This is a genomic window from Micromonospora sp. NPDC049559 (genome assembly GCF_040676675.1).
In the GTDB taxonomy this organism is placed as follows: domain Bacteria; phylum Actinomycetota; class Actinomycetes; order Mycobacteriales; family Micromonosporaceae; genus JBFAPK01.
Genome location: NZ_JBFAPK010000002.1, coordinates 251,993 through 269,572, shown reverse-complemented (window position 1 = coordinate 269,572; position 17,580 = coordinate 251,993). Strand labels below are relative to the sequence as shown.

The 17,580-nt window shown below is 71.4% G+C and carries 13 protein-coding genes; 11 read left to right on the top strand and 2 right to left on the bottom strand.

Features of this window, described 5'->3' with window-relative positions; translation table 11 throughout:
* Window positions 1-353: 353 nt before the first annotated feature.
* The 4 genes from AB0J86_RS04310 to yjfF all read left to right on the top strand — a co-directional run bounded on the left by AB0J86_RS04310 (window position 354) and on the right by yjfF (window position 5,137).
* The gene (locus AB0J86_RS04310; RefSeq protein WP_363852327.1) at window positions 354-1,331 is read left to right on the top strand and encodes an ABC transporter substrate-binding protein; all 978 of its coding nucleotides are present in this window, start codon (window positions 354-356) and stop codon (window positions 1,329-1,331) included.
* Window positions 1,332-1,467: 136 nt separating this feature from the next.
* Window positions 1,468-2,994 carry a sugar ABC transporter ATP-binding protein gene (locus AB0J86_RS04305; RefSeq protein WP_363852325.1) on the top strand — a complete coding sequence of 509 codons (1,527 nt, stop codon included), beginning with the start codon at window positions 1,468-1,470 and terminating at the stop codon, window positions 2,992-2,994.
* Window positions 2,991-4,124, top strand: a complete 1,134-nt coding sequence (locus AB0J86_RS04300; RefSeq protein ID WP_363852322.1) for an ABC transporter permease — start codon at window positions 2,991-2,993, stop codon at window positions 4,122-4,124. Before AB0J86_RS04305 ends, AB0J86_RS04300 begins: the two co-directional genes overlap by 4 nt.
* On the top strand, window positions 4,121-5,137 hold the full coding sequence (gene yjfF / locus AB0J86_RS04295) for a galactofuranose ABC transporter, permease protein YjfF (RefSeq protein ID WP_363852319.1): 1,017 nt from the start codon (window positions 4,121-4,123) through the stop codon (window positions 5,135-5,137). The genes AB0J86_RS04300 and yjfF overlap by 4 nt, the downstream gene beginning before the upstream one ends.
* Window positions 5,138-5,228: 91 nt before the next feature.
* On the opposite strand, the gene AB0J86_RS04290 is transcribed toward yjfF, so the two are convergent.
* Window positions 5,229-6,302: a LacI family DNA-binding transcriptional regulator gene (locus tag AB0J86_RS04290; RefSeq protein WP_363852316.1), complete on the bottom strand. Its 1,074-nt coding sequence runs from the start codon at window positions 6,300-6,302 to the stop codon at window positions 5,229-5,231.
* A 226-nt stretch (window positions 6,303-6,528) separates the two neighbouring features.
* On the opposite strand from AB0J86_RS04290, the gene AB0J86_RS04285 reads away from it, so the two are divergent.
* From AB0J86_RS04285 to AB0J86_RS04255, 7 genes are all read left to right on the top strand, one after another.
* On the top strand, window positions 6,529-7,809 hold the full coding sequence (locus AB0J86_RS04285) for a sugar ABC transporter substrate-binding protein (protein WP_363852313.1): 1,281 nt from the start codon (window positions 6,529-6,531) through the stop codon (window positions 7,807-7,809).
* Between the two features lie 7 nt (window positions 7,810-7,816).
* Window positions 7,817-8,761, top strand: coding sequence for a sugar ABC transporter permease (locus AB0J86_RS04280; RefSeq protein WP_363852311.1), 945 nt, complete (start codon window positions 7,817-7,819; stop codon window positions 8,759-8,761).
* Window positions 8,762-8,769: 8 nt separating this feature from the next.
* On the top strand, window positions 8,770-9,567 hold the full coding sequence (locus tag AB0J86_RS04275; RefSeq protein WP_363852308.1) for a carbohydrate ABC transporter permease: 798 nt from the start codon (window positions 8,770-8,772) through the stop codon (window positions 9,565-9,567).
* Window positions 9,568-9,581: 14 nt separating this feature from the next.
* Window positions 9,582-11,447: a beta-L-arabinofuranosidase domain-containing protein gene (locus AB0J86_RS04270; RefSeq protein WP_363852306.1), complete on the top strand. Its 1,866-nt coding sequence runs from the start codon at window positions 9,582-9,584 to the stop codon at window positions 11,445-11,447.
* Between the two features lie 17 nt (window positions 11,448-11,464).
* Window positions 11,465-11,626, top strand: coding sequence for a hypothetical protein (locus tag AB0J86_RS04265; protein ID WP_363852303.1), 162 nt, complete (start codon window positions 11,465-11,467; stop codon window positions 11,624-11,626).
* Between the two features lie 98 nt (window positions 11,627-11,724).
* Complete coding sequence (locus AB0J86_RS04260; RefSeq protein WP_363852301.1) at window positions 11,725-13,215, top strand: hypothetical protein; 1,491 nt, start codon at window positions 11,725-11,727, stop codon at window positions 13,213-13,215.
* 257 nt (window positions 13,216-13,472) lie between these two features.
* The gene (locus AB0J86_RS04255) at window positions 13,473-14,084 is read left to right on the top strand and encodes a hypothetical protein (protein WP_363852300.1); all 612 of its coding nucleotides are present in this window, start codon (window positions 13,473-13,475) and stop codon (window positions 14,082-14,084) included.
* Between the two features lie 60 nt (window positions 14,085-14,144).
* Here the strand turns inward: AB0J86_RS04255 and AB0J86_RS04250 are convergent, their stop codons facing one another.
* Window positions 14,145-17,540: a glycoside hydrolase N-terminal domain-containing protein gene (locus AB0J86_RS04250; protein ID WP_363852297.1), complete on the bottom strand. Its 3,396-nt coding sequence runs from the start codon at window positions 17,538-17,540 to the stop codon at window positions 14,145-14,147.
* Window positions 17,541-17,580 lie beyond the last annotated feature (40 nt).

Sequence of the window (17,580 nt, the reverse complement as noted above, 5' to 3'; positions counted from 1 at the left end):
CCCACCTCGTACGGCATGCCGGCGGGAGCGGGCGGGAAACGAGCCGGAAACGTTGGCAAACATCTCTTGACGGGTGGGTGGAGAACGATAACATTTTCGCACCCGGGTGTTACAGGGTCGTCGATGAATCCATCCGCGGCTCTCGATCGGACTTCGACCAGGACGGTTGGTCGGGTCCCGTGCGCTGCCGCAATGATCCTTGCTCCACATCGAAGCGACGCAAGATCGTAAATGTGATCGTTCACCTATGACGAGTCCGCCGCCGGGAGCGCGTGATGCCGGGCGGTGGGGACCGCGATCCGCCGCGTGGAGGAGATCCCTGCGGGGGACCGGAACTACCCCAGGAGGATGCAGTGTCCAAGACATGGTCGGCCGCGCTGGTCGGTGCCGTGCTGGTCGCGGCGACGCTGACCGGGTGCGGCGGCGGTGACGGTGCCGGCGGTACCGACGACGGAAAGATCACGATGGGCTTCTCGCAGGTGGGGGCCGAGAGCGGTTGGCGCACCGCCAACACGACCTCGGTGCGTACCGCCGCGCAGGAGGCCGGCATCGAGCTGAAGTTCTCCGACGCCCAGCAGAAGCAGGAAAACCAGATCAAGGCCATCCGTACCTTCGTCCAGCAGAAGGTCGACGTGATCGCCTTCTCGCCCGTGGTGGAGTCCGGCTGGGACACCGTGCTCAAGGAGGCGAAGAACGCCAAGATCCCGGTGATCCTCACCGACCGCGCCATCGACTCCCCGGACACCTCGCTCTACCAGACCTTCCTCGGCTCGGACTTCGTGCTCGAGGGCAAGAAGGCCGGCGAGTGGCTGGTCAAGGAGTACGAGGGCAAGTCCGACCCGGTCAACATCGTGGAGCTGCAGGGCACCACGGGTTCGGCCCCGGCCAACGACCGCCGGGACGGCTTCGCCGAGGTCATCAAGGCCGACCCGAAGTTCAAGGTCGTCGCCTCGCAGACCGGCGAGTTCACCCGGGCCAAGGGCAAGGAGGTGATGGAGGCGTTCCTCAAGGCGCACGCCGACATCGACGTGCTCTACGCGCACAACGACGACATGGGGCTCGGCGCGATCGAGGCGATCGAGGCGGCCGGCAAGAAGCCCGGCGTCGACATCAAAATCATCACCGTCGACGCCGTGCGGGACGGGATGCAGGCCCTCGCCGACGGGAAGATCAACTTTATCGTCGAGTGCAGCCCGCTGCTCGGGCCGCAGCTGATGGACCTGGCCAAGAAGGTCGTGGCGGGGGAGAGCGTGCCGAAGCGGGTGCTCACCGAGGAGACCGTGTTCACCTCCGAGCAGGCCAAGGCGGCGCTGCCCGAACGCAAGTACTGACGCGGCGTTCGCACGCCGACCGGTGCGCGCGCGACCGGCGGCCGGGGACGTAGCCTCCCGGCCGCCGGTCGCGCCGCCGAGAGGGAGATCGCGCCGCCGGCCGGCGGTCGCGCGGTCGACAGGAGAGGGGGAGGGGATGGGCGAGGCGACGCCGGTCCTCACGATGACCGGGATCGGCAAGCGCTTCCCGGGTGTCGTCGCGCTGGCCGACGTGGATTTCCGTCTGCTGCCCGGTGAGGTGCACGCGCTGCTGGGCGAGAACGGCGCCGGGAAGTCGACGCTGATCAAGGTGCTGACCGGGGTCTACGACATCGACCAGGGCGAGATCCGGCTCGACGGCGCGCCGGTACGCTTCTCCGGCCCGCCGCAGGCGCAGCAGGCCGGCATCAGCACGGTGTACCAGGAGGTCAATCTCTGCCCGAACCTGTCCGTGGCGGAGAACATCCACATCGGCCGGGAGCCCCGGCGCCTCGGCGCGATCCGTTGGGGCGCGCTGCGGCGGCGCTCGGCCGAGCTGGTCGGGCGGTTCGGGCTCGACCTCGACGTGACCGCCCCGCTGGGCGCGTACTCCCTGGCGGTGCAGCAGATGGTGGCGATCGCGCGGGCGGTCGACGTCTCGGCCAAGGTGCTCATCCTGGACGAGCCGACGTCGAGCCTGGACGCCGACGAGGTGGACCGGCTGTTCCGGGTGATGCGTCAGCTCAAGGACGAGGGCGTCGCGATCCTCTTCGTCTCGCACTTCCTCGACCAGGTCTACGAGATCGCCGACCGGATGACGGTGCTGCGCAACGGGCGCCTCATCGGGGAGTACCGGACCGCCGAAATTCCCCCGTTCGACCTCGTCGGCAAGATGATCGGCAAGGACCTGGCCACCCTGGACCGGCTCGCCGAGCACACCCGGCAGCCGGCTCCCGCGGCCGAGAACGCCGAGCCGGTCGTCGCCGCCCGGGAGCTGGGCCGCTCCGGTGCGATCGCGCCGTTCAACCTCGCCATCCACCGGGGCGAGGTGGTGGGGCTCGCCGGACTGCTCGGGTCGGGGCGTACCGAGGTGGCCCGGCTGCTCTTCGGCGCCGACCGGGCCGACCACGGCACGCTGCGCGTCGACGGGGAGCCCGTCCACCTGCGCAGCCCGCGCGCCGCGCTGGCGCACCGGATCGCGTTCTGCTCGGAGAACCGTCGCAGTGAGGGGCTGGTCGAGGAACTGTCGGTCCGGGAGAACATCGTCCTGGCCATGCAGGCCGCCCGCGGCTGGTCCCGGCCGATCCCGCGCCGCCGCCAGGACGAGCTGGTCGAGCGGTACGTCCGGGCGCTCGACATCCGGCCCGCCGATCCGGAGATCCGGGTCGGCAACCTCAGCGGCGGCAACCAGCAGAAGGTCCTGCTCGCCCGCTGGCTGATCACCGAACCGCGGCTGCTCATCCTCGACGAGCCGACCCGCGGCATCGACATCGGGGCCAAGGCGGAGATCCAGCGCCTGGTCGTCGAACTCTCCGACGGGGGGATGGCGGTGCTGTTCATCAGCGCGGAGTTGGAGGAGGTGCTCCGGCTGAGCCACCGGATCGCGGTCCTGCGCGACCGGCGGCTGGTCGAGGAGCTGGTCAACGGCGACGACGTCGACGCCGACCGGATCATGCAGTCGATCGCCAGCGGAGGTGCGGCATGACGACGGCGGGTACCTTCCACGGCCTGCTCCGGCACCGCCTGCTCTGGCCGGTCGTCGTGCTGCTGCTGCTCGTCGCCGGGAACCTGGTCTTCACGCCGAGCTTCCTCTCGATCGAGGTACGCGACGGGCACCTCTACGGCTCGGTGATCGACATCCTGCGCGCCGCCACGCCGCTGGCCCTCGTGGCGCTCGGCATGACGCTCGTCATCGCCACGGGCGGCATCGACCTGTCGGTCGGCTCGGTCGTCGCGATCGCCGGCGCGGTCGCCTGCTCGTGGATCAGCGGGCTCGGCGACCAGAACGCGGCCGGCGGGGTGCTCGCCGCCATGGGCCTCGCGCTCGGCGTCGCCCTGCTGCTCGGGGCCGGGAACGGCCTGCTCGTGGCGGTCGTCGGCATCCAGCCGATCGTCGCCACGCTCATCCTCATGGTGGCCGGTCGCGGGGTGGCGCAGCTCATCACGAACGGGCAGATCATCACGGTCAACTCCGCCCCGTACAAGACCGTCGGGGCGGGCTACTGGCTGGCCGTACCGGTCTCGGTGCTGCTGACCGCGGCCGTGGTCGTCGGTACGCTGCTGCTCACCCGTCGTACCGCGCTCGCCCTGCTGATCGAGTCGGTCGGCGGTAATCCGGCCGCGAGCCGACTGGCCGGGGTCAACGCCCGGCGGCTCACCATCCTGGTCTACGTCTTCGCCGGCCTCTGCGCGGGGCTCGCCGGTCTGATCTTCAGCTCGAACGTCTCCAGCGCGGACGGCAACAACGCCGGCAACCTCATCGAACTCGACGCGATCCTCGCCGTGGTCATCGGCGGCACGTCGCTGGCCGGCGGCCGGTTCTCCATCGTCGGCAGCGTCGTCGGCGCACTGGTGATCAAAACGCTGGACATCACCATCTACACGATCGGCGTACCGACCAACACCACCCTGCTGTTCAAGGCGGTCGTGGTGGTGGTGCTCTGCCTGGCCCAGTCGCCCGCGTTCCGGGCGCGGCTGCTCGGCCGGCGCGGGCGCGGTCGCGCCCCCTCGGGGACGGACCCGGGCGCGCCGGGCACCGAACCGCCCGAGCCCGGTCCGACCGGGCCGGGCGCGGGCCCCGGCGCCGGCACGAGAAGGACGGAGGTGACGGCATGACCGAGCGGAGCATCCCGGGGCCGGGCGGCGTCGGGACGGTGATCGCCCGCGTCCGCGGCTACCGGCCGGACCGCCGGCACGTCCCGGTCCTCGCCACGCTGGGGCTGCTGGTCCTGATGTACGCCGTGGGCGTGGTCAACTACGAGGGCTTCTCCGACACCCAGGTCGTGCTCAACATCTTCATCGACAACGCGTTCCTGCTGGTGGTCGCGGTCGGGATGACCTTCGTGATCCTCACCGGCGGGATCGACCTGTCGGTGGGCGCGGTCGTCGCGCTGACCACGCTGATCGCGGCGAAGCTGCTCGGCGCGGGCTGGCCGGCCGGGGTGGTGCTGCCCCTCGTCCTGCTGCTCGGGGCGGCGCTCGGCCTCGGCATGGGCTGCATCATCCACTTCTTCGAGGTCCAGCCGTTCATCGCCACCCTCGCCGGGATGTTCCTGGCCCGAGGGCTCTGCTTCCTGATCAGCGACGCGTCGGTGCCGATCACCGACCCGTTCTGGACCGGCGCCGCCCAGCACCGGCTGGCCCTCGGCGGCTTCTCCGTCTCGGTGAGCGCGGTCGTCGCCGTCCTGGTGGCCCTGGCGGCCGCGTACGTGCTCGCGTACACCCGGTTCGGTCGCAACGTGTACGCCGTCGGCGGCAACCCGCAGTCCGCCGCGCTGATGGGTCTGCCGGTCGGCCGGACCCGGATCCTCGTCTACACCGTCAGCGGGCTCTGCTCCGCGCTCGGCGGCGTGCTGCTCAGCTTCTACATGCTCTCCGGCTACAGCCTGCACGCCCAGGGCACCGAACTCGACGCGATCGCCGCCGTGGTGATCGGCGGTACGCTGCTCACCGGCGGTTCCGGCTACCTCTTCGGCACGGTCCTGGGCGTGCTGGTATACGGCCTGATCCAGACCATCATCACGTTCCAGGGCGACCTCAGCTCGTGGTGGACCCGCATCGTCATCGGCGTGCTGCTGCTCGCCTTCATCCTCCTGCAACGACTGGTCACCGGCCGGGCCCGCCGCTGACGCACGGGCGGCCCGCCGTTGCCGCTCCGTGCCGCCGCCCCGGCGCAGGCCGGCCGGGGCGGCCGGGCGCACGCCGGGGCGGGCCGGCCGGTCAGGCCGCGGCCCCCGCCGCGGTCTCCGGGCCGGTGGCGGTGCCCGGGCCGGTGGCGGACGCCGGTCCGGTGGACTCGCGGACCACGAGCCGGCAGGGCTGGCGGATGACGCCCGAGCCGGGCTGCCCGTCGAGCGCCGCGAAGAGGTGCCGGACCGCCGTCTCGCCCAGCTGCTGGAGATTGAGGTCCACGGTGGTCAGCGGGGGCTGGCAGTCGGCCGCGAACTCGTGCCAGTTGTCGTACCCGACGATCGAGACGTCCTCGGGTACGCGCCGGCCGAGGTCGCGCAGGGTGCTGGCGACGCCGGTGGCGATCTGGTCGTTGCCGCAGAAGATCGCGTCGATCTCGGGACAGGTGGTCAGCAGGCTGCGCGCGGCGTGCCGCCCCCAGCGCTGGGACCACTCGCCGTACCGTGGCTCGCCGCCGGCCAGCGGCAGCCCGGCCGCGTCGAGAACCGCCCGCAGGCTGCTCACCCGCTCCCGCGCGGCCCGGTAGTGCTCCGGGCCGGTGATGTGCGCGATCCGCCGCCGGCCCAGCGAGACGAGGTGCTCGGCGGCGAGCCGGGCGCCCCCGGCGTCGTCGGCGAGGACCGAGAGGTCGGCCGGGTCGTCGGACTCGCCGTACACGTAGACCACCGGTACCGGGATGTCCCGGGTGAGCGACGGGCGCAGGTCGTTGGAGTCGCCCAGAATGACGAAGCCGTCGACCTGGCGCGCGAGCAGCGTGCCGATGTAGTGCCGGCGCCGGATCGCGTCGCCGCGGGCGTCACAGAGCAACACCGACATCTGCTCGCTGCCCAGCGCGTTCTCCACGCCGAGCAGGATCGGGATGGAGAACCGCCCGCCCAGCTCGTCGGTGAGCAGCCCGACGGTCCGGGTCCGGCCCGAGATCAGCCCGCGGGCCAGCACGTTCGGTTGGAAGGAGAGCTCCTCGGCCGCCTGGAGCACCCGGCGTCGGGTGTCGGGCGCCACCTCGTCGCGGGCGTTGAGCGCCTTCGAGGCCGTGGCCACCGAGACCCCGGCGCGCCGGGCGACGTCGGTCAGGGTGACGGACTGGGATCGTTGCCTGCCCACCGAAATCCTTTCGAAAACGAAACCGCTAGCGAGCACCGTACCGCATATTCCGACGTGGACATCGACCCTTGACAGCGTCGAAATTCACTGGCTACATTCCCGAAAAGGTTTTCGGACCGTTCGTCCGCCCTCCCGGTGCCGCAGGTCGTCGACCGTCCCGACCCGCACCGGTACCCGATCCACCCGCACCAGACCGGCACCTGACCCATCCGAGAGGGGAGAGAACGTGCGACCACAGTTTCGTACGGCGGGCGGGATCGTCGCCGCGACCGTACTCGCGCTGGGCCTGTCGGCCTGCGGTGGCGGGGAGGGTACGGACTCCGGGGCGCCGCGCGCCGACGACGGGGCCACGCTGACCCTCTGGACCCGCGCCGCCACCGAGTCGGTCTCCAGGGCGTACGCCGAGGCGTACAACGCCACGCACCGCAACAAGGTCCAGGTGACCGCGTACCCGAACGAGGAGTACCCGGCGAAGCTCGCCTCCGCCGCGGGCGCGAGGTCGCTGCCCGACCTCTTCGCCGCCGACGTGGTCTTCGCCCCGCAGTACGCCTCGCAGGGGCTCTGGCGGGACATCACCGACCGGTTCGGGGCGCTGGACGTGAAGGACCGGGTCGCGCCGGCGCACGTCCGGGCCGGCACCTGGGAGGGGCGCAACTACGCCGTCCCGCACACCATCGACATGTCGGTGCTGCTCTACAACAAGGACCTCTACGCCCGCGCCGGGCTCGACCCGGAGAAGCCGCCGACCACCCTGCGTGAGTTCGCCGAGCACGCCCGGCGAATCGACCGGCTGGGCGGCGACGTCAACGGCACCTACTTCGGCGCCAACTGCGGCGGCTGCGTCGAGTTCACCTTCTGGCCCTCGGTCTGGGCCGCCGGCGGCGACGTGCTCGACCCGGAGGGTACGAAGAGCACGGTCGACGGCCGGGAGATGGCCGACGTCTTCGCCCTCTACCGGCAGCTGTACGAGGAGGGCGTCGCCGCCCCGGCGTCCCGGGACGAGGCCGGCCCGACCTGGCTCGGCGCGTTGCAGGGCGGGAAGATCGGCATCGCGCCCGGTCCCTCGGTCTGGCTCGGCCTGATCGAGCAGTCCGGCATCAGGATGGGCGTCGCCCCGATCAGCGGCCTCGACGGCGGGGAGTCCACCTTCGTCGGCGGCGACGCGATCGGCGTCGGCGCCACCTCGGAGAAGGCCGCCCAGGCCTGGGACTTCCTCGCCTGGACCATGTCCGACGAGGCGCAGGTCGAGGTGATCGCCAAGAACAAGGGCGTGCCCACCCGCACCGACCTCGCGTCGAACAGGTACTCCGCGGCCGACCCCCGCATCGTCACCATCAACAGCCTGATGGCGAAGGGGAAGACCCCGTACGCGCGGAACTTCAACGCCTCCTTCAACGACCCGCAGAGCCCGTGGCTGCAGACGGTGCGCGGCGCGCTCTTCGGCGACGCGGCCAAGGCGCTGGCCGAGGGGAACGCCGCGATCACCCGCTCGCTGCGGGAGAGCTGATCCCGCCGTGGTCGCCCTGCTGACGCCGCGCCGGGACGCGCGCCCGCGAGCCGTCCCGCCCGCGCCGGCCCGGCGCCGCCGCCACCGGCGCCGGGCGCTGGTCGGCGCCGCGTACGCGAGCCCGACCGCGCTCATGGTGGGCCTCTTCTTCGTGCTGCCGCTGCTGCTCGTCGGGTGGATGTCGCTGCACCGGTGGCCGCTGCTCGGGGTGCCGGAGCTGAACGCCCCGGAAAACTACGCCGACCTCGGCGACAACTCGCTGCTCCGCACCGCCACCTGGTTCACGCTCAAGTACACGGTGGTCGTCACCGTGCTGCTCTTCGCGGTCTCGTTCGGGCTGGCCCTGCTCGTGCAGCGGCGCCGGCCCGGCGTGGCCCTGTTCCGTACCGCGTTCTTCCTGCCCATGGCGGTCGGCTTCGCCAGCGCCTCGCTGCTCTTCCTGGGCCTGCTCAGCGACGAGATCGGCCCGGTCACCCGGGCGCTGGACGCGCTCGGCCTGGTCGACGGCTACGTCTCCTGGACCAGCGGCAGCCCGAACACCGCGCTCGCCTCCAGCGTCGCGCTGGTGCTCTGGCGCTTCGCCGGTTTCAACATGCTGATCCTGCTGACCGGGTTGCAGGCGATCCCGCTGGAGGTCTACGAGGCCGCCCGGATCGACGGCGCCGGCCGGTGGCAGACCTTCCGCCGGATCACCCTGCCGCTGCTGCGTCCCACCATCGCGTTGGTGCTCACGCTGATGGTCACCGGGTCGCTGCTCGCCTTCGACCAGTTCTGGATCCTGACCCGGGGCGGCCCGGACAACAGCACCACCTCGCTGGTGATGGTGATCTACCGGGACGCGTTCATCCGCCTCGACCTCGGCTCGGCCGCCGCGATCTCGGTGCTGCTGCTCGCCGTACTGATCGTCTTCAACGTCGTCCAGCTCGGCGTGCTGCGCCGCCGCTCGCAGTAGGGGGTCGCATGTCCAGCAGGGACCGGGGCTACCGCACCACCGGCGCGGCGCTGTCGATCCTCTTCCTCTCCCCGCTGCTCTGGAGCGGCTGGGCCTCGGTACGCACCGCGGACGGCTTCGGTCTGGAGAACTACCAGCGGCTCTTCACCTCGGACAACGGCATCCGCCCGCACCACGTGCTGAACAGCCTGACCGTCTGCCTGCTCACCGTCGGCGGCACGCTGGTCGTCGCCACGCTCGGCGGGTACGCCTTCGGCCGGTTCCGATTCCCCGGCCGCGACCTGCTCTTCCTGCTGACGCTGGCGATCCTGATGGTGCCGTACGCGACCATCCTGATCGCGCTCTACGTGCTGCTCGGCTGGATCGGGCTGGAGGACTCGCTGCTCGGGCTCAGCCTCGTACTGATCATGTTCCAGCTGCCGTTCTCGGTCTTCATGATGCGCAACTCCTTCGAGGCCGTCCCCAGGGAGCTGGAGGAGTCCGCGCTCGTCGACGGCTGCACCAGCCTCACCGCGCTGCTGCGGGTCCTGCTGCACGCGGTCCGACCGGGCCTGGTCACCGTGGCGCTCTTCGCGTTCCTCACCTCGTGGAGCGAGTTCTTCGCGCCGCTGATCCTGCTCAACTCCACCGACCGCTTCACGCTCCCGCTCGCGGTGGTGAACATGCGTACGGCCAGCCACGGCTCGATCGACTACGCCGCGCTGGAGGCCGGCGTCGTCTTCATGGCCGTGCCCTGCCTGCTGCTCTTCCTCTTCCTGCAGCGCAGCTACGTGCGCGGCTTCATGTCGGGTGCTCTCAAGGGGTGACGATGATCGGACCGGTGCAACCATCGACGGGGACCCTCCGCCCGCTCGGCCTGGACGAGGTGCGGCTCACCGGCGGCTTCTGGGGCGACCGGCAGGCGCGCAACGCGGCGGCGACCATCCCGCACGCGTACGAGTGGCAGCGGCGGGCCGGCTGGCTGGACAACTTCCGGCAGGCCGCGGCGGGCGGGGTGACGGCGCGCCGGGGCCGGGAGTTCTCCGACTCCGAGGCGTACAAGCTGGCCGAGGCGATGGTGTGGGAGATCGCGCGGGGCGCCGACGCCCCGTACCGGGAACTGGTCGAGGTGCTGGTCGCGGCCCAGGAGCCGGACGGCTACCTCAACACCATGTTCGGCCGCCCCGGGCAGGCGCCCCGCTACTCCGCCCTCGACTGGGGGCACGAGCTGTACTGCGCCGGCTTCCTCATCCAGGCCGGCGTCGCCCGGCTGCGTACCGGGGTCGCCGACGCGCTCGTCGCCGCCGCGATCCGCGCGGCGGACCACGTCTGCGCCGAGTTCGGGGCCGCCGGCCGGCAGGCCGTCTGCGGCCACCCCGAGATCGAGATGGCGCTGGTCGAGCTGTACCGGGCCACCGGCACGGGCCGCTACCTCGACCAGGCGCAGCTCTTCGTCGACCGGCGCGGCCAGGCCACGCTCCCCGACCTCGAGCTGGGCCGGAGCTACTACCAGGACGACGTGCCGGTCCGGGACCGCGCGGCCTTCGCCGGGCACGCGGTACGCGCGCTCTACCTCGCCTGCGGCGCGGTCGACGTGGCCGTGGAGACCGGCGACGACAAGCTGCTCGCCGCGATCGTGCGGCAGTGGGAGCGGACCGTGGCGGCCCGCACCTACCTGACCGGCGGGATGGGCTCCCGGCACGAGGGCGAGTCGTTCGGGGAGGACTTCGAGTTGCCGCCCGACCGGGCGTACGCCGAGACCTGCGCGGGCGTCGCCTCGGTGATGCTCTCCTGGCGCCTGCTGCTCGCCACCGGCGAGCCCCGCTTCGCCGACCTGGCCGAGCGGACGCTGTTCAACGTGGTGGCCGCCGGGCCGTCGCTGGACGGTCGGGCGTTCTTCTACACCAACCCGCTCCAGCAGCGCGCGCCCGGCAGCCCGCCCGACCCCCGGGTGCCGAACCCGCGCGCGACCGCCGGCGAGCGGGTGCCCTGGTTCGACGTCTCGTGCTGCCCGAACAACATCGCGCGCCTGCTCGCCTCGCTCGGCGGCTACCTCGCCACCCGCGACGACCGGGGCCTGCAACTGCACCAGTACGCCGCCGGCCGGATCCGGGCCGGCGGGATCGAACTGGGCGTCGTCACCGAGTACCCCTGGCGCGGTGCCGTCACCGTCCGGGTCCACGCCGCGCCGCAGCGGCCGTGGCGGCTCTCGCTGCGGGTGCCCGCCTGGGCGGGCGAGGCGACGCTGGTGACCCCCGAGCAGACCCGCCCGGTCTCCCCGGGCTACGCCGTGGTGGACCGCTTCTGGCGCCCGGGCGACGAGGTCCGGCTCGAACTGCCGGTGGCGCCGCGCTGGACCGAGCCGGACCCGCGCATCGACGCGGTACGCGGCACCGTCGCGGTGGAACGCGGCCCGCTCGTCTACTGCGCCGAGTCGGTCGACCAGCGCACCGCGCAGGCGCTCGACGCGCCGGCCGTGGACCCGTCGGTGCCGGTGGTGGAGCGTCGGATGCCGGCGCTCGGCCCCGAGGTGGTGGCGCTCGGCGTCGCCGCGAGCACGCTCGCCCCGGCCCACGCCGGCTGGCCGTACGGTTCGACCGGTCCGGCGGTGGCGGAGGCGACCGAGCTGGTCCTGGTCCCGTACCACCTCTGGGCCAACCGCGGTCCCGCCACGATGCGCGTCTGGCTCCCCGAGCGGCGGCGCTGAGCGGTCACCCCGCGGTCGTGGTCGTGCTGCTCTGCCTGGACATCTTCGTCGACAACGCGTTCCTGCCGGTGGTCACGGTCGGGATGACCTCCGTGACCCTCACCGGCGGGATCGACCTCGCGGGGCGCCGTCCGGTCTTGGCATCGATGTTGATCAACTTTCGGCTTACACTCCGTTAATGGCCCGATCGCACGTCGTGTCCTCACATCTGGCGCGCCGAACAGGTGTCCCACGCACGGTCGGCTGGCTCCTGCGGGTCAACCGAACCCTGTCGCCGATGACGGAGTTGCACCGAGCGGCCCGCTTCGCACCCGCCTTCGGCGGCGGTTCGTGGCGGGGCGGTCCAATTAGCGAGAGCCGGGTCTCGCGCTGGGAATCGGGTTTCACGCCGGTGCCCTACGCCGCTGTCCGGCGGTACGAAGAGCTTCTCTTGCTCCCCCGCAACGCGATCGTGGCTCCGCTCGACGTCCTGTACCGGTACATTTCTCCGCCCGAGCCGTTGCGGCTGTCGCTGGCCCGCGGACCCGCCCTCGCTGCCGGTCCGGATCGCCTGGACCAGCTGCTGGATCTGGCCGTTACCGGCGCGCGGATGCGGGGTGCCGACTGGGACGAGCTCACCTCCAGGCTCCTCGCCGAGCCGGGCGTCCGGCTCGTGCCATCGAGCAGTTGGTCGACGCTCACGGACCGACTGGTCGCCGAGATGGTGATGTCCGATGGCGTCGCCTGGCAGCAGCGGTACGAGGCGCTCAACCGCCTGCTGGTACATCCGCGCGCCTGTGCCCCCGCGATCGACAGCTGTGCGAGCCTCGCTCGTGACCGGGACAACCAGATCTTCATCGAACCGATGTCGGCGCTCGAAGGCACCGGGCATCCGGACGCCGCGCGCCATGTACTCGCCCAGCTGCGCGACCCGACGCATCAACGTGCCAGGATCGGCGCTCTGCTCGCCTCGCTGCGCAAGGTCCCGATGGGGCACTTCAGCGACGAGCAGCATGCGGCGTTGGTCCAGATGGCGATCGAGATGCTCTCCGACCGAGAAACCTCGAGCTTGGCGGCTCAGCTCGCCGTCGAGCTGAGGATCGAACGGGAAACCTGGCTTCGGCTGAACGCCCCCGTCCGGCGTGGCGCGTCCGACTCCCGGGGTGACAACGCGGTCCAGCGGCGAACGGTCTCGAACAGAATCGCGCATGCGGCGGCTGTCGAGACCGCCGGTGAACACATCCCGAAGGCGGATGACATCTTTTCCGTGCTGGTCGAGGACGCGTTGTTCCATCCGTCGCCCGACGTGCGTCTTTACACGGGTTTCCTGCTCGACGCCACCCCGTACCGCGCCGGGTTGGCCAACGCTCTCGCGGCTGAACTCACGGGTGATCGCATACGGAGTAACCCGGGCCTCGCGGAGGCGATCCTGGACTCGATTCGGGTCCTCGGCGGCGCCGGCCAGGAGCAACTGGTGCAACGCCTGATCGTGGCGAGCGGCGTACCGTCCACGGTACGGATTGCCGCCGCGTTCGCCCTCGGGCATTTCGGTGCGGAAGTGCCCAAGTCGTTGGTTCTGCAGGTCGCCCGCCAGATGGACGGACCGCCCACCGATGCGAGCCCGCAGACCGGGGTGATGGAAGGGACTGTTTATGCCGCAGGGCTGAAGGGCGACGACGAGCTGCTCCGTCATCTGATCTCCGATCGGCGGGTTCCCACCGCCCTTCGCCGCTCGGCCAACTGGTGGCTGAACCGGCCCGGACACGTTCGCCAGAGCGCATCTCGTTGACCTTTCGGTCGCGACTATCTTGCAGGTCGGGTCGGTCGCTGCAAGACCATCTCCCCGGTGCTCCCCAACTTCTACCGTGCCTGTAGCGCACGCCACGCCTACGGGTGGCGCCGCACGGCGCGCCCGTGGGCGCTGAAATTCCGGTCAAGCTATCGCCCTGCCCTTGACCGGGAGAATCCAGCCGGCGTCGGGCAGTGGCGCCCGGCCAGGCCGGTCCGGTGCTCCGGCGTGCAAAATTCACCCGAAGTGGAGGATTGGTGGGCGGCATCAATTGGCCCGAAGTCATCGCTGGTTTCTGCCTCGGCCTGGCCCCGCTCTTCGTGCGCCAAATAATCGTGGTGGTCAGGTATTTGCGCCTGCCGGGACGGACGAAGTACATGGGGGTCTGGTGGCAGTATCACCGAAGCACCACCGGCTCCGGTGAGGTGATCGAGAGGCGGACGGAGATCAAACATTCTCTGCTCTTCGACCGGTTCACCATAGACACGCCGGTGCAGCAGGCGCCGGAGCCGGTTTCGGCGCAGCTGAAGTACAGCGGTCATATCTCGTCTCGTCAAGGAATGGTCAGGTACGTGTCGCTCCGTGGCGACTCCTCGCACGAGCGCCTTTCGTGGTACTTGTTCGATCCCTTCTTCAGTCCCGTCAACTCGACGTACGGGCTATACATCTGCCTAGATCTGTGGGGGATGCCGACCTCGGGCCCCATGATGCTGAGTAGGGAGAGAATCGGCGTCGACGAGGCGTCCCGGCAGTTGGAGGATCACGTCCTGCGGTTCACCTCCCTGATCGAGAGGGACTCGACGGTGCGGATCGGGTTGGATCTTCTGCTGTCGGATGCCACGGCATTCGCGGCCACTGTCAATAGATGATCGCTCCCCGGGGGAACGCCGGTGGTCGCCGGTGCTCCCCCAGGGAGGTACGGCTGCCGATCAGCCGAAGGCCCTCGCCTGCCAGGTGCCGACCTGGTCGGCGCGGAGCGCCTCGGGCAGGATCGCCATCCGGTCCACCTCGCCGGTGAGTCGCTGACCGCCGTCCTGGTCGGCGGCGAAGCGCAGCTCGCGGGTGGCGCAGCCGACGATGCCGCCGTCGGGCACCTTCGCGGTGCCGGCCTGCTGGCCGTCGAGGTAGACGACCACGTTGCCGTTGTCGTCCATGGTCACCACGAGGTCCACGTACCGGCCGGTCGGCACGACCGCGCTGGTGGTGACGCCCGTGCCGGAGCCGATGAACCGCACCTGGTTGCTCGGGGTGAGGTCGATCAGGATGCCGTCGGTGCCGGGGTTGCCGCCGGGCTGGAAGTCGAACAGCCGCCGGTAGCTGCCCGAGGTGGTCACCTTGACCTCGGCCGCGAACGTGGCCGCCGCCAGGAAGCCGAGCGTGGTGGGGGTCGTCCGCAGGTACCGGTTGCCGTCCAGGACCAGCGCCGTACCGGTCGGGCCGGCGGCGGCGTACGCGGCGCCGGACTGCACGGTGGCGGTACGGGCGTGGGGCGAGTGGTCCGCGACCGTGTCGCCGGAGACCGGATCCCAGGCGACGAGCGGGTGGGCCGGATCCGGCGGGTCGCAGGGCGGCGGTACGGGCAGCTCGACCGAGGTGCCGGCCGTCGCCCGCCAGTCGGCCCCGGCCAGCCGCACCTCGATCCGGTTCCTGCCGGGTGCGGCCTCCCGGCTCGGGGTGACCGTGAAGCTGTAGACCTGGCTGTCGCCGGGCCGCAGCCGCGGCGTGGCGAACGTCGCCGGCCGGCCGGACCAGCCGGTGGGCAGGCCGAGCCGCAGCGTGGCGGGCGGCACGGTGGTGCTGCCGGCGGCCCGGACCGTCACCTTGACGGTGGCGGACTGGCCGGCGACCAGGTTGTCCGGCGCCTCGATCTCGAACGCGACCTGTGCGGTCGCCACGTACCGGTGTCCGGCGCGGGCCGTGAAGGTGACGTTCTCGCCGTTGCCGCCCGGGTTGACCCGCTTGCCGGTGGTGGCGTCCACGAGCCGGTACGGGCCGGCGAAGAGCGGGCTGCGCAGCTTGACCTCGCCGGAGCGGCCGGCGGTGACGGCGATCTCGGTGGCCGCGCCGGCCGACCATCGGGTGTCGACGGTGAGGTCACCCTCGGCCCGCAGGCCCGTGACCGAGCCGTTCCGCCAGGCGCTGGGGAGCGCCGGCAGGACCTGCACCCGGCCGGTCTGGCTCTGCAGCAGCATCTCGGCGATGCCGGAGGTGGCGCCGAAGTTGCCGTCGATCTGGAACGGCGGGTGGGTGTCCCACAGGTTCGCCAGCGTGCTCGACTTCAGCTGCTCGGCGAGCATCTTGTGGGCGTGGTCGCCGTCGAGCAGCCGGGCCCAGAAATTGATCTTCCACGCCTTGCTCCAGCCCGTACCGCCGTCGCCGCGCGCGTTCAGCGACACCTCGGCGGCCTGGGCCAGCTCGGGCGTGGTCAGCGGGCTGATCTGCGCGCCCGGGTGCAGGGCGAACAGGTGCGAGACGTGCCGGTGGTCGTCGGTCGGACTGTCCAGGTCGGTCTTCCACTCCTGCAACTGCCCCCACGAGCCGACCCGGGTGCCCGGGTCGAGCCGGTCCAGCGCGGCCCGCACCTCCCGGCGGAAGGCCGCGTCGCCGCCGAGGATGCCGGCCGCCTCGACCACGTTGGTGAAGAGGTCCCAGACGATCTGCTGCGACATCGACGCGCCGGCGGTGAAGTCGCCGTGCTCGGGCGAGTAGCTGGGGGAGACCACCAGCTTGCCGTCGCGCGGGTCGACGACCAGCTCGTCCAGCCAGAAGAGGGCGAGCTGCTTCATCACCGGGTACGCCCGGTCGCGCAGGAACGTCACGTCCCGGGTGAACCGGTAGTGCGCGTAGTACTGCTGCGCCAGCCAGGCGCCGGCCTCCGGGAACCAGAACGACTGCGGGTAGTTGTGCAGGCCGGTGAAGCCGTACGGGTTGGTCTCGTTGTTGACCACCCAGCCGCGCGCGCCGTAGATCTGCTCGGCGGTGACCTTGCCGGGCGGCACCATCGCGTCGACGTAGTCGAAGAGCGGCGCGGTCGTCTCGGCCAGGTTGGTGATCTCGGCCGGCCAGTAGTTCATCTGCAGGTTGATGTTGACGTGGTAGTCGGCGTCCCACGGCGGGTTGGTGACGTTGTTCCAGACGCCCTGGAGGTTCGCCGGCAGCGAGCCGGGCCGCGAGGAGGCGACCAGCAGGTAGCGGCCGTACTGGAAGAAGAGTGCCTCCAGCGCGCGGTCCGCCGCCGAGGCGCCGCCCCGGTAGCCGCGCAGCAGCTCGTCGGTGGGCAGGTCCGGCATGACCTGGCCGATGTCCAGCCGGACCCGGTCGAAGAGCGCGCGGTAGTCGGCGGTGTGGGCGGCGAGCAACCGGGCGTACGGCTTCGCCGCCGCCGCGTCGACCGCCGCCGTGACCGCGGCGTGCGGGTCCGGGCCGCGGTACGTCGGGTACGCGTCGGCGTAGTTCGTGCCGGCGCCGAGGATGACCGTGGCCGAGTCGGCGCCGGCCACCGAGACCGTGCCGTCGGCGCCGTCGGCCCGGGTACCGCCCTCGGCGAGCACCTGGATCTGCGACTCGTACCGCAGCTGGTTGTCGTTGAGCGCCCCGGCGAAGGTGATCCGGCCGTCCCGGACGGTGGTCGTCCGGGAGCGGTTGGCCGGCGCGGTCACGCCCGTGGTGAAGCCGATCCGGCCCGGCTGGTCGGCCGTGAGCCGGACGACCAGCACGTGGTCGGGGTAGCTGGCGAAGTACTCGCGGGTGTAGCGGACGCCGTCGTCGGTGTAGGAGACCCGGGCGACGGCCGTGCCGATGTTCAGCTCGCGGCGGTACTGCTGGACCGGGCCGGGGTCCTCGGCGAGCCGCAGCGAGAGGTCGCCGAAGGTGTTGTACGACCCGAAGCCGCTCTTCGGCTGGCCGAGCCGGGCGGCCACCTCCTCGGGCGTGAGCCGGCCGCGCTCCTCGATCAGGCGCCGCACCTCGTCGATCGCGCCGGGGCGCGGCGAGGTCCAGTTGCCGAAGTTGTAGCCGGCGGCCGAGCCGGGGCCGCCGGTCCAGAGGGTCTTCTCGTTGAACTGCACCGTCTCGGCGGCGACCCGACCGAAGATCATGCCGCCGAGCGCGCCGTTGCCGATCGGCAGGGCCTGGGTCTCCCAGTCGGCGGCCGGCTCGTCGTACCAGAGGGTCAGCGGGTCGGCGCCGGTCGCGCCGGCGCCACCGCCGGTCGGCGGCGCGGCGACCTCCCGGGCGCTGGCGGGCGCCGGTACGGCCACCGCGGCGACGAGCCCCACGGCGAGCAGGGTACGGGCTAGCGGTCTTTTTCGCTGGCGGCGTGTCATGCGATCCTCCACATTCATCGGACGTACGAGCGGATAGCGG

Bases quoted from the DNA above. Each gene is read 5' to 3' on its own strand.
- AB0J86_RS04250 (WP_363852297.1), bottom strand. From the start codon at position 17,540: ATGACACGCCGCCAGCGAAAAAGACCGCTAGCCCGTACCCTGCTCGCC.
- AB0J86_RS04300 (WP_363852322.1), top strand. From the start codon at position 2,991: ATGACGACGGCGGGTACCTTCCACGGCCTGCTCCGGCACCGCCTGCTC.
- AB0J86_RS04275 (WP_363852308.1), top strand. From the start codon at position 8,770: ATGTCCAGCAGGGACCGGGGCTACCGCACCACCGGCGCGGCGCTGTCG.
- AB0J86_RS04260 (WP_363852301.1), top strand. From the start codon at position 11,725: ATGACGGAGTTGCACCGAGCGGCCCGCTTCGCACCCGCCTTCGGCGGC.
- AB0J86_RS04305 (WP_363852325.1), top strand. From the start codon at position 1,468: ATGGGCGAGGCGACGCCGGTCCTCACGATGACCGGGATCGGCAAGCGC.
- yjfF (WP_363852319.1), top strand. From the start codon at position 4,121: ATGACCGAGCGGAGCATCCCGGGGCCGGGCGGCGTCGGGACGGTGATC.